This window comes from Glaciecola sp. 2405UD65-10, from assembly GCF_048820975.1.
In the GTDB taxonomy this organism is placed as follows: Bacteria; Pseudomonadota; Gammaproteobacteria; order Enterobacterales; family Alteromonadaceae; genus Glaciecola.
Genome location: NZ_JBMEUF010000001.1, coordinates 66,268 through 80,175 on the forward strand (window position 1 = coordinate 66,268; position 13,908 = coordinate 80,175).

12 protein-coding genes are annotated in these 13,908 nt (G+C 40.4%); 9 read left to right on the forward strand and 3 right to left on the reverse strand.

Annotated elements, in window-relative coordinates; all coding sequences use genetic code 11:
- The first annotated feature begins 59 nt into the window (after positions 1-59).
- The 5 genes from modA (at position 60) to tyrA (ending at position 5,261) form a co-directional block, all read left to right on the forward strand.
- On the forward strand, positions 60-899 hold the full coding sequence (modA, locus tag ACOI22_RS00350; RefSeq protein ID WP_420669073.1) for a molybdate ABC transporter substrate-binding protein: 840 nt from the start codon (positions 60-62) through the stop codon (positions 897-899).
- Positions 886-1,569 (forward strand): molybdate ABC transporter permease subunit, encoded by a 684-nt coding sequence (modB, locus tag ACOI22_RS00355; protein ID WP_420672278.1) that lies wholly within the window; start codon positions 886-888, stop codon positions 1,567-1,569. The genes modA and modB overlap by 14 nt, the downstream gene beginning before the upstream one ends.
- Position 1,570: 1 nt before the next feature.
- Positions 1,571-2,653: an ATP-binding cassette domain-containing protein gene (locus ACOI22_RS00360; RefSeq protein ID WP_420669075.1), complete on the forward strand. Its 1,083-nt coding sequence runs from the start codon at positions 1,571-1,573 to the stop codon at positions 2,651-2,653.
- A gap of 341 nt (positions 2,654-2,994) precedes the next feature.
- Complete coding sequence (locus ACOI22_RS00365) at positions 2,995-4,083, forward strand: 3-deoxy-7-phosphoheptulonate synthase (protein WP_420669077.1); 1,089 nt, start codon at positions 2,995-2,997, stop codon at positions 4,081-4,083.
- An 8-nt stretch (positions 4,084-4,091) separates the two neighbouring features.
- Positions 4,092-5,261, forward strand: a complete 1,170-nt coding sequence (gene tyrA / locus ACOI22_RS00370; RefSeq protein ID WP_420669079.1) for a bifunctional chorismate mutase/prephenate dehydrogenase — start codon at positions 4,092-4,094, stop codon at positions 5,259-5,261.
- 55 nt (positions 5,262-5,316) lie between these two features.
- Here tyrA and pheA read toward each other — a convergent pair whose 3' ends face one another.
- The 3 genes from pheA to yciH form a co-directional block, all read right to left on the reverse strand.
- The gene (gene pheA, locus ACOI22_RS00375; protein ID WP_420669081.1) at positions 5,317-6,495 is read right to left on the reverse strand and encodes a prephenate dehydratase; all 1,179 of its coding nucleotides are present in this window, start codon (positions 6,493-6,495) and stop codon (positions 5,317-5,319) included.
- A 274-nt stretch (positions 6,496-6,769) separates the two neighbouring features.
- Complete coding sequence (locus tag ACOI22_RS00380) at positions 6,770-7,567, reverse strand: response regulator (protein ID WP_420669083.1); 798 nt, start codon at positions 7,565-7,567, stop codon at positions 6,770-6,772.
- A gap of 37 nt (positions 7,568-7,604) precedes the next feature.
- Positions 7,605-7,928 (reverse strand): stress response translation initiation inhibitor YciH, encoded by a 324-nt coding sequence (gene yciH / locus ACOI22_RS00385; protein ID WP_420669085.1) that lies wholly within the window; start codon positions 7,926-7,928, stop codon positions 7,605-7,607.
- 299 nt (positions 7,929-8,227) lie between these two features.
- On the opposite strand from yciH, the gene ACOI22_RS00390 reads away from it, so the two are divergent.
- From ACOI22_RS00390 to aspS, 4 genes are all read left to right on the forward strand, one after another.
- A complete protein-coding gene (locus tag ACOI22_RS00390; protein ID WP_420672279.1) occupies positions 8,228-9,214 on the forward strand; it encodes an extracellular solute-binding protein in 987 nt (328 codons plus the stop codon).
- A 37-nt stretch (positions 9,215-9,251) separates the two neighbouring features.
- Complete coding sequence (locus ACOI22_RS00395) at positions 9,252-10,868, forward strand: ABC transporter permease (RefSeq protein WP_420669087.1); 1,617 nt, start codon at positions 9,252-9,254, stop codon at positions 10,866-10,868.
- The gene (locus ACOI22_RS00400) at positions 10,865-11,989 is read left to right on the forward strand and encodes an ABC transporter ATP-binding protein (RefSeq protein ID WP_420669089.1); all 1,125 of its coding nucleotides are present in this window, start codon (positions 10,865-10,867) and stop codon (positions 11,987-11,989) included. The genes ACOI22_RS00395 and ACOI22_RS00400 overlap by 4 nt, the downstream gene beginning before the upstream one ends.
- 133 nt (positions 11,990-12,122) lie before the next feature.
- Complete coding sequence (gene aspS, locus ACOI22_RS00405) at positions 12,123-13,889, forward strand: aspartate--tRNA ligase (RefSeq protein ID WP_420669091.1); 1,767 nt, start codon at positions 12,123-12,125, stop codon at positions 13,887-13,889.
- Positions 13,890-13,908 lie beyond the last annotated feature (19 nt).

Consider the following 13,908-nt stretch of genomic DNA (forward strand, 5'->3'; position numbering starts at 1 on the left):
GGTAGCATTCAGCTAAATTATTCCTTTATTTATCAAGCATTACACTGAGTCAGATTCCTATGAAGTATCAATTATGGCTTTTTATTGTATTTAGCATGCTTAGCCAATCTTTAAAGGCTGATACACCGCTTACCATTGGAGTGGCGAGTAATTTTCAGCTACCTCTTAAACAATTGTTGGCTGAATCACCTACGTGGGACACCCAAAACATTCGCATTGTAGTAGGTGCGTCGGGCAGTTTGTATAATCAAGTAGTAAAGGGCGCACCTTTAGATGTTGTATTGTTGGCGAACAGTGAGTGGCCTGAGCGCTTATACAATGAGGGCTTGGCGTCGCAAGTTCATAGTTATGCTATTGGAAAGCTTGTTGTGTGGCCATTTGGGAAAGCCAATACAAGGCTCATAAACATAAGCAAGGCACTTAATGCCACGCAAGGGAAAATTGCTATTGCTCACCCAGAACAAGCCCCCTATGGTGCTAGTGCTAAGGCCTTCATAAATAAACTTCCGATAAACGCAAACATACAGGCTAATTTAGTGTTAGCTCGAAGTGTTTCTCAGGCGTTTCAGTTTGTAGATTCAGGCAATGCGCAAGTAGGGTTTGTAGCAGAATCATTGTTGATTCAAGCCTACAAAAAATTGGGGAAAAGCAAATATTTAGATTACTACCTGATCCCGCAGGAGCAGTATCCGAAAATAGTTCAGAAACTGGCATTGTTAAACTCAGTAAACAATAGAAGTACAAAAATTCAATCACAGGCTAATGATTTTATTGATTTTTTATTAAATGAGAAAACCCAAGAGAAGCTTGAAAAATTAGGGTATTCGCCCCTTAGCTTAGGGCCAACACGCTCAGCAGTATCGGCTAATGAATTACCGGGGCTTAGTGCACATGAATGATTTAACCGCCATTTGGCTCACTCTTAAATTAGCGTTCTTAACGGTGGTGGTTTTACTTGGTATAGGGCTGCCTATTGCGTGGTATTTGGCGAAGTATACCGGCAAACTTAAACCATTCTTAGAAGCTCTTATAGCCTTACCTTTGGTGCTGCCACCAACTGTTTTAGGCTTTTATTTGTTAAGCGCATTTTCACCCAATGCTTGGTTAGGACGTTTATGGATTGATATTACCGGCGGGCAGTTTGTATTTAGTTTTGCGGGAATTTTGTTTGGCTCTATTATTTACTCGCTCCCTTTTGTTGTGCAACCTTTGCTCACTGGTTTTTCTCAAGTGGGAAATAAGTTAAGCCTAAGCGCCAGTACCTTGGGTTTATCGCCAAGTGCTCAAATTTTATTTGTTATATTGCCCGCAATAAAAGCCAATATCGTAACCGCAATCACCTTAGGCTTTGCTCATACATTAGGAGAATTTGGCTTAATTCTAATGATTGGTGGCAATATTCCAAGTGAAACACAAGTGGTGTCTATTGCCTTATTTAATTATGTAGAAACCTTACAGTACGAACAAGCACATCAGTTGTCGCTTATCTTACTTTTAAGTAGTTTAATCAGCCTAACTTTATTATATAAATTTAATCGCAATGCTCGCCCCTTGGGCTTAGGGGAATAAGATGATTGCTATTAATTTAAAACACACCTTAAACCGCCCCAATAGAAGCGATTTACACATAAATGTGTGCGCAAATTTTTGTGAAAATAAAACAATAACAGGCATCTTTGGTGACTCAGGCACAGGTAAATCAAGGTTGCTTAAATGTATTGCTGGGCTTTATTCAAGCAACACATTCACGCTAAACATTGACGGGCATGAAGCTCAAGCAAGACCTGCTCATAACAACCCGTGTGTTTACGTAGGCAGCGAGGCTATCTTATTCGAGCATTTAAGCGTAGTTAAAAATTTAAAGTTAATAGTGAATAAAACGAGTTATGGACAAGCGCCATTGCTTAGTTTGCGTGATGCCGTTAAATGCGCCGGCATTGAACACCTTCTCCAACAATTCCCCAGTAGTTTATCAAGCGGTGAAAAACAGCGCGCGCAGTTTGCGCGCGCTTTGCTATCTAACAAGCCTGTTGTTCTATTAGATGAGGCATTTAGCGCCCTTGATTGGAATGCTCGCATGGAAATGATTAATACTGTTAAGCAGCTAAATAGCACCACTTCTCTGCAATTTATTATTGTGAGTCATTCACTAAAAGAGCTGAGTTATTGCTGCCAAAACATTATTAAACTGCATCAAGGTGAAATTGAGTATTCGGCAAGTATTGATAAAATGCTGAGTTATTTGTCACAGGCGTCGCATTCTAGCAGCATGTTTTCAAGCTTTAAGCTCACCTTTGTAGATGAGGACTCAAGCGATCATATTAGTAGATGGTACTTGCATGGCGAACACCAAGTGAATGCCCAATGTGTTTATGTAAGTGCTTCTACAGCAACTGGCATGCAGCGCTCGGGCTTGGCCAGCTTGAGTATAGATGCCAATCAGGTCAGTTTGTCCCGTTTTAACAATTCCCAAACGAGTATGCTTAACTCTTTAACTGGGGTGGTAAGTGAAGTGTTATGCCACGAAAACGATGCAATAGTCACCTTAAAAGTCGATACTCAAGTACTTCGCGCAAGTATATCTTTGCGTTCGCTTCATGCATTAGATATTCATTTAGGGCAGAAGTTATACGCCTTATTCAAAGCGCTTTGATCAAATTAACATGTGTGTGGGCAACTATCACAAAGAGAAGCTAAACGCCCTTAAATAAGCTAGGTTTATCTTATTTGCATATTTAATAGACAATATACTAGCTTATGCTTTTTTGTTTGGTTTTTTTCTTGCTCATTAGCAACAAGTTTGTTACAACTCTAAACAACGCATCGCCATAAAAGATGCGAGTTGTAAGAGAAACAAAACATCGACAGAAAACGCTTCATTGTTACCTTTTAGTCATGACAGCGCATAATAATAAAATGGTCTCTCTCGTTTGAATCCCGTCAATATAAGGGCCGGATTTGTTGTCTTCATTATTCTAAAAAGTAGCCATAAAAATGCAAAAAGATAGCGTTAATAATTTACATGTAAGTTCAGAAAAAGTATTAGTTACTCCTCAGCAGCTTGCTGAAGAAATGCCAGTGAGTGACAAATCCATTGCCTTTGTTAAGCAATCTAGACAAATTATTTCAGATATTATTCATAGAAAAGATCACCGCTTATTAGTGGTATGCGGCCCGTGCTCAATTCACGATGTAGAAGCGGCCAAGGAATATGCGCTTAAGTTAAAAGAGCTTCACGAACAAAGTAAAGACACCTTGTTTATTGTGATGCGTGTTTACTTTGAAAAACCGCGTACAACAACGGGCTGGAAAGGCCTTATTAATGACCCACATATTGATGATTCTTTTGATATTGAGACCGGTTTGCGCAAAGCGCGTGAATTACTTAATTTCTTGGCTGAATTAGAAATACCAGTAGCAACTGAAGCACTTGATCCAATTAGCCCGCAATACTTGGCTGAATTCTTTAGCTGGGCTGCTATTGGTGCGCGCACCTCTGAGTCACAAACTCACCGTGAAATGGCCAGTGGTTTATCTATGCCTGTAGGGTTTAAAAATGGTACTGACGGCAGCTTAAATATTGCCATCAATGCTTTGCAATCTGCAGCTTCAGGACATAGTTTCATGGGTATAAATCGTGAAGGTCAAGTAAGTGTTATTAAGACCGAAGGCAACCCTGACGGCCATATTATTTTACGTGGTGGCAAGCAACCCAATTATGACTCGGTATGCGTAGCTGACTGCGAAGAATCTTTAAAGAGCCATAATGTTATATCTTCTTTGGTGGTTGATTGCAGCCATGCAAACTCTGCAAAAGATTACCGCCGCCAACCTTTAGTTGCAAAAAACGTGGTAAATCAAATTCTAGAAGGCAACCAGTCAATTATCGGCATTATGCTTGAGAGCCATCTTAATCCGGGCAACCAAAGCTCAAATGGCAAGAAAGTGGTTGATTTGGAGTACGGTGTATCTATTACTGACGGCTGTATTTCATGGGAAGAAACCGATGCTCTTATTCACGCCACTCGTGAAAAATTGATTACGGTTCTGCCTATGCGTTTGCAAAAGTATCAGGTTGCATAAGTTCTTAAATGAATAATAACGGTGCTGATTCAGCCAAAACTGATATAACAGAGCAACTTCAGGCGTATCGCGGCGAAATTGATGCGCTTGATGCGCAGTTAGTTGAGTTACTCGCTGCACGCAAAAAAGTGACCTCTGCCATTGGCCAGGTAAAGCGTGCGCATAGTATGCCTATATACGTGCCAGAGCGAGAAGCCGAGCTAATTGCAAAAAGACGAAGCCAAGCTGAGGCTGCCGGTGTGTCAGGTGACTTGGTTGAAGATGTGCTGCGCAGAATGATGCGTGATTCTTATTATTCACAGCATGCCAATTACGCTAAAGTCGACGCCAGTATCAACAACATAGTTGTTATAGGCGGGGGAGGGGCACTTGGCAAAGTGCTGGTTGGATTATTCCAAAGCAGTACTTATCAAGTAAGTGTAATTGAGAAGGAAGATTGGCCTAATCGTAAAGCGCTTTTAAAAGATGCTGATGCGGTAATTGTTGCGGTTCCTATTAACCAAACTACGCAAATTATAAGCGAGTTACCACCACTACCTGAGCACTGCGTACTGGCCGATGTGACCAGTGTTAAGCTAGCCCCCCTTGATGTAATGCTTAAGGTTCATAAAGGCCCTGTGGTAGGTTTGCATCCTATGTTCGGCCCTGACGCTCCAGGGATGATTAAGCAGGTTGTTGTAGTGTGCGATGGACGTAGAAGCGATGACTACCAATGGTTAATACAACAAATGTTGGTATGGGGTGCGCAAATACACCAAACATTAGCAAGCACTCATGATGAAGCCATGGCTTTTATTCAAGTGATGCGCCATTTCAGTACCTTTGTATACGGCCAGCATTTACAGCAGGAAAACCCAAATTTAAGTGAGCTTATTGCCTTTAGTTCACCTATATACCGCCTTGAATTAGCCATGGTAGGGCGTTTATTCGCGCAAGCCCCCACCTTATATGCTGATATTATTTTTAATAATGTTGATAACATTGCCTTATTAAAACGTTTTCATCAGCGATTTGGTGAAGCTATTGAAATTCTTGAGTCAGGTGACAAAGCAAGCTTTATAGAGCGGTTTACTGAAGTTGAGAACTGGTTTGGAGATTATGCGAAGCAATGCTTACGTGACAGTAAACAAATGTTACTTAAGGCCGATGATGGCCAACTTCTTAGAAAAGCGCCTTAATTAAGGCGCTTTTTTTATGCGTACTGGATACTAGCTAATTTTAATGTTGATGGCCTTACTCTAAGGCACTTGCCGCGGCAATTTTTGTCGGCGATATTTCTTCTACCGGATAACATCCTAATACTTTGAAATAGCGAGTCATTGAACGAAGTTTATCAACCGTTTCTTGCATTGGCCCATCGTCTATATTTCCAAGCATGTCCATATAGAACATTTCTTCCCATGGATTACCATTCACCGGTCTTGATTCTAACTTGGTCATATTAATGTTGTTCTCTTTAAGCACTAAAAGAGCGTCACATAGTGCGCCGGGTGACTGCACAGTAGACATGATAACCGTAGTTTTGGCAGGAACTTGCAAAGGCACTTTAATAGAGCGGCTTGCCACTACTATAAAGCGGCTGTGATTTTCTTTTTGATTCGCCAAATCAGATTTAATTGCCTTTAAGGCATAAAACTGCCCGCTTTCTTCTGAACCAATGGCCGCCACGTGTGGAGACGCAATTTCATTTACTTTGATCATTGCATCAGAGGTGCTGTCACAAGTTTTCACTTCTACATTTCCAAATTCAGCTAAGAAATGGCTACATTGCGCGAATACCTGCGGGTGTGCGTATATGGTTTTAATTTCCGCCTTTCCAACGCTTTCATGAACTAAAAGGGCATGCCTAATAGGGTGAGTGAGCTCTCCTACAATATTTAAACGCGTGTGCTGTAGTTGGTCATATACTTCGTTAATACTACCAGAACTGGTGTTTTCTATAGGAAGCACGGCAAAATCAGCTTCGTTATCTTCAACTTGCTCTATAATTTGAGCGAAACTGTTGCAGCCAATTTCAACTAAATCGCCAGGGCGCCGTGAAAAGTACTTTTGCGTGGCTAAGTAACTATACGAGCCTTTCTTGCCTAAAAACGCAACACGATTAATGGGTAAGCTTGAATTAGGATTTGCCCATTCATGCAACAAAGCTTGTTGCTGCAGCACTGAATCTTCAATTATTACTTGGAAAAGTTTAGTAATAAATAGCGGATCTAAACCCGATTCTTGGCCTTGTTTAATTAAACGGATAAGGAGTTGTTCTTCTCGCGCTTTGTCGCGCACCGAAATATTGTGCTTAACTTTTGTTTCGGCTACTTGAGCCGTTAGCTTTTGACGTTGAGCGATTAAAGCTAACAGTTTGCTATCGGTTTCAGTTATTTGCTCTCGGATTGACGATAAGACTTCTTTAGACACACTATTTCCCTGATTTACATAACTACTTATTTAATAAAAATAGATAGCTGACTATACGCTATTTACCTATTATAACGGCTTAATAATACAAACTTTTGCTATTGCTAGCTTAAGGTAAATATATCGCTGTTTAAATATTCATTTTCAATAGTGCAATGTAAGAAACGTGTATCCACCTGTCAACGACTTATTAGTGCTATTTTAGTTATAATTGATAAAATTGTATGCTAAACATCCTAATTGCGACTAATAATCATATCCAAATGAGAAAAATCTAGCTATCTAGCAAACGCGCCAATATTTTTTTCACCTCGTCAGACTCAAATGGTTTGTCACACAAAGCATTTACACCGGTTTGTTGAATGTTTGACATATGTGCACTTTCTGATGATTCAGAGGTAACCATAATAATGGGAATGTGCGTGGTTGACGGATTAAATCGAATATATTCTGACAGTTCACGGCCGTCCATTTCTGGCATGTTGTAATCAGTTACCACAAGATCAAACTCTTGCTCTTTTAAGTAGGTCAGTGCGTGCGCACCGTTTTCTGCTTCGGTAATAATACTAATGCCCATATTTTCTAGCACGCGCTTAATATGATTTCGGGCAAGGCGGCTGTCATCTACTAATAACACACGAACCTGATTTATATCGAACAAACTCAAATCGAGTTCTTCAGTATTCAGCAATTGTAAACTTGCGCTTAAGCCTCTTGTAAGGTGAATAGGCTCAAATGGCTTAGGTAAAATTGCAGCCACACCAGATTGCTTGAATTTATCTAATTTAGCCAAGCTGGTTTCGCTGCTTACAAGCATGAAAGGAATACTGGCAGTGCTATCATTTTCTTTTAGATAGGTCAGAATATCCAAACCGCTGCCATCGGCCAAGTACATGGAGCTAACTACAACGTCAATATTATGTTGATCAATTGCTTCTTTAGCTTGTGTCACATTTTTGACAATATCAACGCCGTTCACATCTTCTTGACTCAACAAGCCTGAAATTATTTTGGCTTGGGTATCAGAAGGCTCTACTAACAATATTTGTAAATCTGAAATTAGTAATTCCATTAATCCTCTTTATTGCAGTTTGCAATACTAAGCTGTGTTATCCACCAGCGAGTTTCACTTTCATGCCCTTTTGTTCTAAATAGAGCTTGAGTTTATCACGTACATCGCCTTGTATTTCTATCTCAAAGCCTTTTACACTGCCGCCGCAGCCGCAATGCTTTTTCAAATCGCTACATAAATTCTTTAATGCTTTTGCGTCTAAACCTAAACCTTCAATTGCACTTACACCTTTACCTTTTTTACCTTTAGTAATGCGTTTTATGCGCACAATACCATCTCCTTTCGGAGCTTGCTCGCTTTGGTTTTCGCTTGGTGTTATGCGTCCAGTTTCGGTTGAGTACACTAAACGTGAATCGTTCATGCTTAATTTTTACCTTATCAATGTGAATGTATACAAAAAAAGTGCCAAAACAAATAAATGTTCCAAATTATCAATTAACGAGTATACCAATGTAAATAATAAAGAATGACTATTCAATTGACATTATTTCTCATTGAGCTTAACCTTATTGATAATCATTATCATTTAATTATTTTTAATAAAAGTACTTTTTTGAGCTAGTTTTATTAAAAATTACACATAAATACAATATCATTATCACATTCATTGTATAGAAGGAGCGTTTTATCAAAACCTATATTTTTACTGTTGTATTATCAATCTTCTCGTTTCACTCGTTAGCTAATGAAGTTAACGTTTATTCAAGTAGACAAGAAGCATTAATTAAACCTTTGCTTAATGAATTTACGCAACAAAGCGGTATTAAGGTCAATTTGGTAACGGGCAAAGCTGACGCACTACTTACGCGTATTAAATCAGAAGGTAAGTTTACACCTGCAGACCTTGTTCTATTAGCCGACGTTGGCCGCTTGGTGCGAGCAAAGCAAATGGGAATTACCCAAAGCCTAAATAAAGACGGTGCTTATGCGCTTGTTGATGCACAGCTTCGCGATGAAGACGGGCATTGGATTGCTCTAACGAAACGTGCGCGCCCGATTATGTATAAAAAAGGTAGCTTCGATACTTCGAGCATTTCGTCTATTTTAGATTTAGCGAAGCCTGAATTTGCCAATAGCATTTGTATCCGTTCATCTAACAATATTTATAATCAGTCTTTAGTGTCTGCAATGATTGAGTTACAAGGCGAAGAAGCAACACTGCAATGGGCAAAAGGATTAGTGAGTAACTTTGCGCGCACCCCAAAAGGTGGCGATCGCGACCAAATAAAAGCAATGATTGCAGGCGAGTGTAAAGTCGCCATAGCGAATACCTATTATTTAGGTGGCATGCTTGCATCAAAAGATGATAACGAGCGTAAAATTGCTGAGCAAGTAGGGGTGTTATGGCACGATCAATCTGCTGATTCTCAATTGCCTGGCGTGCATGTTAATGTTTCAGGTGCGGCTTTAACGCCATTTTCTAAGAATAAGGCGCAAGCTGAGGCGCTGTTAAGCTTTATGCTGAGTGCCGAGTCACAAAAATGGTATGCAGAAGTGAATCACGAATACCCAGTAATTGACGGTGTGGAATTAAGCCCGCAGTTAAGTAGCTTTGGTAATTTTAACGCCCAAAATATTGCGCTAGAAAAAGTGGGTGAAAATAATGCGAAAGCTTTATTACTAATGGACAAAGCTGGCTGGAAATAATGTGTTTATAAACATTTGTTGTGCTATTACTTAGCACATGTTTAATATTTTAAAGCTTTCCACATGGACAATCTCGGGACTATTTTTAGTCCCTTTGTTGTTTGTATTCTCTAGTATATTTACAGTTCAGTTTGATGTTTGGCAACATTTAGCGAGTACAGTGTTGTCAGACTACGTAAGGAATAGCCTAATATTAGCGCTGAGTACTGGCCTTGGAACCATTTTCCTTGGCACTTATTTAGCGTGGATAATGGTGCATTATCAATTTGTGGGTAAAACTCTTCTACAATGGTTATTGTTACTTCCTCTTGCTATGCCTGCCTATATCATTGCTTATACCTATACGGGTTTATTTGATTTTGCAGGGCCTTTTCAAGCCTTAATTCGCAGTACTTTTGTAATAGCACCAAATGAGCACGTGCTACCTGATATCCGTAATTTAGCGGGTGCTAGTATCATGATGATTCTTGTACTGTATCCCTATGTTTATTTGTTGGCTCGAACGGCATTTCAAGAGCAGTCTTCACAGTACGCTTTAGTGTCGCAGCTTTCAGGGGTGTCAAAATGGTCACACTTTACCAAAATAGCGCTGCCCTTAGCGCGCCCAGCTATTATTACCGGCGCGGCATTAGCAATGATGGAATCATTAGCTGACTACGGAACCGTGGCTTATTTTGGCGTAAGTACCTTTACCACCGGTATATACAGAACGTGGTTTGGTATGGGAAATTTACAGGCAGCAAGCCAGTTGGCATCTATGCTGTGTGTGTTTGTGTTTATATTACTGGTGCTTGAAAAACACAGCCGTAAACATGCCTCTCGATTTCAATCGCGCCAAGGCAGTAATGTGCGCGCAAAAGCTAGAACGGGCAAAGTAGGCGCTGGCCTATTTGTGTTGTGTTTATTGCCGCCTCTATTCGGTTTTATTATTCCATTTGCGCAGCTTTTGTTTTGGGCTGTGGTTTATTTTGAACAAGCCCTATTAAATGATTATTTACCGCTGCTGAGAACCTCTCTTACTTTGGCTTTTATTAGCACTTTAGTCATTGTATTGTGTGCACTTGTTATTAGTTACTCAAAGCGTATTTTTAACAGCAAACGTTTAGCTTTTTTAAGCCAATTTGTATCATTAGGATACGCTTTGCCGGGCGTAGTAATAGCGGTAGGCGTAGTACAAACCGCAGGACTTATTGACAACAGCATTAATGAAATATTGCTGGCATTAATTGATTACCAGCCTGGCTTAATTATAAGTGGCGGCATGGGGATATTAATTTTCGCTTATTGTGTTCGCTATTTAAGTGTGGCTTTACATAATACAGAAACGGGCCTTGAACGTATTAAGCCCAATTTAGATGAGGTATCGGCAACTTTAGGTGCCAGCCAAATTAAAACCTTGCGTAAAATCCATATACCGCTTTTAAATACCAGCTTAATAAGTGCCAGTATTTTAGTGTTTGTTGATATATTAAAAGAATTACCGGCTAGTTTGATTTTACGACCATTTAATGTAAATACATTGGCAGTGAAAACCTTTGAACTTGCTTCTGACGAACGTTTAATTGATGCCGCATTACCAGCAATCAGCATTGTTTTTGCCGGCTTACTGCCAATTGTTGTATTAACCATGAATTTAGAGAAACCCAAAAAATGACCTTACCGCTAAGTGCAGAAAAGACTGCCAGTGCAGCATCAAATAAGCTAGCCACTGAACCTGCATTGTTGTCTATTAGCAACCTGCACTTAGGGTATGGCAGTACTTGTGTACTGCAGAACGTAAATCTAGTACTTGAAAAAGGCGAAATTGGCTGTGTTTTGGGCCCATCAGGCAGTGGTAAAACATCTTTACTTCGCGCTATAGCAGGGTTTCTACCCTTGCAAAATGGTGAAATTTACATATATGAACAATGTGTATCAAGTGCAACAAAAACCTTGGCGCCCAAGCAGCGGTCGGTAGGTGTTGTGTTTCAAGATTTCGCTTTATTCCCCCATATGACCGTTGCTGAAAACATTGCTTTTGGCCTAGCAAAGCTAGATGCGCAAACACGAAAGCAGCGTGTAAATGAATACATGAAAATCACCGGTATTGGGGCATTTGAAAACGTATATCCCGCTGAGCTTTCAGGCGGGCAACAGCAGCGAGTGGCTATAGCAAGAGCAATTGCGCCGCAACCTGATTTGCTATTAATGGATGAAGCTTTTTCATCCTTAGACCCCAGCCTTCGTGAACAAATTGCACAAGATATTCGCCGCATTATAAAATCATTGGGCTTAACCGCTATTTTGGTTACCCATGATCAAACCGAAGCTTTCAGTTTTGCTGATAAAATAGCCGTTGTAGCGAATCAGCAATTACAACAGTACTCGTCAGCTTATGATTTGTACCATGAGCCAGAAACGTATTTTGTAGCAAACTTTATAGGTGAGGGCGCTTTTATTAACGGTGTGGTTAATATTGCGGCTAATAAAGCTCAGGTAAATACAGCTTTAGGTGTTTTTACACTTCAGGCAAAACAAGTACAGCAATTAGATTTAGTTCATCAGCAAACCATTCGGGTATTGCTGCGCCCTGATGATTTAATCCACGACGATGCAAGCCCAACCAAAACGCTAATAGAAGAAACCAACTTCCGAGGTGCCTATATTCGCTATCAATTGCGTATTCAAAGTAGCCAAGAAAAGGTATTGTGTTTTGCGCCAAGCCATCACAATCATAAAGTGGGTGAACACTTTGGTGTACGCGCTAATGTTGAACATGTGATTTGTTTCCCCTAAAACTGCGAATTAGGCGTTTTGTAAGCTAGTCTATTAGTTTATAATGCCCGCCAATAATGCCAGTCAACCTAACAATGTGGGTTTGTTTGGCAATAACAACAATTATAGACTCTCGATATAAAAGGCTAGATGCATGCGCACTGATTACTGTGGAAGAATAGATACTCGTTACCTTGAACAAACCGTTACCCTGTATGGTTGGGTGAATAAACGTAGAGATTTAGGTGGAGTAGTATTCATTGATTTACGTGATCGCGAAGGTGTGGTGCAAGTAGTGGTAGACCCAGACACAGCTGACGCGTTTTCAACTGCATCATCGGTACGTAATGAATTTTGTATTGAAATTAGCGGAAAAGTGCGTGCTCGCCCTGAATCACAAATAAATAAAGATATGCGCACGGGTGAAATTGAAATTTTAGCTAAGTCGGTATCTATTATTAACAAAGCCCCCGCGTTACCGCTAGATTGGAATCAAGAAAACAGTGAAGAGCAGCGCTTAAAGTATCGCTATTTAGATTTGCGCCGCCCGGTAATGACCGAACGCCTTGTGTTTCGCTCAAAAGTCACTGCAGCGGTAAGACGTTTCTTGGAAGATAACGATTTTCTTGATATTGAAACACCTATTCTAACTAAAGCGACGCCTGAAGGCGCCCGTGATTACTTAGTGCCTAGCCGTACACATAAAGGCGAGTTTTTTGCCTTGCCACAATCACCACAATTGTTTAAGCAATTATTGATGATGAGCGGCATGGATAAATATTATCAAATAGTAAAATGTTTCAGAGACGAAGATTTACGTGCTGATCGCCAACCAGAATTTACGCAAATAGATATTGAAACCTCGTTTTTAGATGCTGATGGCGTAATGGCGATTACCGAAAAACTAGTACGTGATTTGTTCCAAAAAATGCTTAATGTAGATTTGGGTGAATTCCCGCATATGACCTATGACGAGGCAATGACGCGCTTTGGTAGCGACAAACCTGATTTACGCAACCCGCTAGAAATAGTAGATGTGGCCGATGCGCTTAAGCATATTGAATTTAAAGTATTCAGTGGCCCAGCGAATGACGAAAAAGGCCGTGTAGCAACAATATGCGTACCTGGCGGAGCAAGTTTATCACGCAAGCAAATTGACCAATACGCAGAGTTTGTAGGTGTATACGGTGCGAAAGGCTTAGCATGGATAAAAGTAAATGATTTATCTAAAGGCAACGAAGGCTTACAAAGCCCAATTCTTAAATTTTTAGATGACACCGCCATTGCCGCCATATTAAGTGCAAGCAAAGCGAAAGACGGTGATATTTTAATGTTTGGGGCTGGTGACTACACAACTGTGACCGAAGCCCTTGGTGCATTGCGCATAAAACTAGGCAATGATTTAGAGTTGTTAGAAGGCGAGTGGAAACCATTGTGGGTAGTAGACTTCCCAATGTTTGAAGAGGCCGATGGCCGATTGTATGCACTGCATCATCCATTTACCGCTCCAAGTTCAAGTGATATACAAGCACTGAAAGATGCGCCCACTAAAGCACTTTCAAACGCATATGACATGGTCCTTAATGGGGTTGAGTTAGGCGGTGGTTCAGTACGTATTCACAATATGGAAATGCAAGCGACTGTGTTTGAACTTTTAGGAATAGAAGAAAAAGAAGCACAAGAGAAATTTGGTTTCTTACTAGAAGCCTTAAAATATGGTACGCCACCACATGCTGGCTTAGCATTCGGTTTAGACCGCTTAGTTATGCTAATGGTAGGTGCAGATTCAATACGTGATGTTATGGCTTTCCCGAAAACAACGACAGCGGCATGCCCACTAACAGGTGCGCCTGGATTCGCTAATCCAGAGCAATTAAAAGAGTTGTCAATTGCGACCTTAGCGAAGGCCGACAAGGACTAAGCATTCAATATTGAACTCT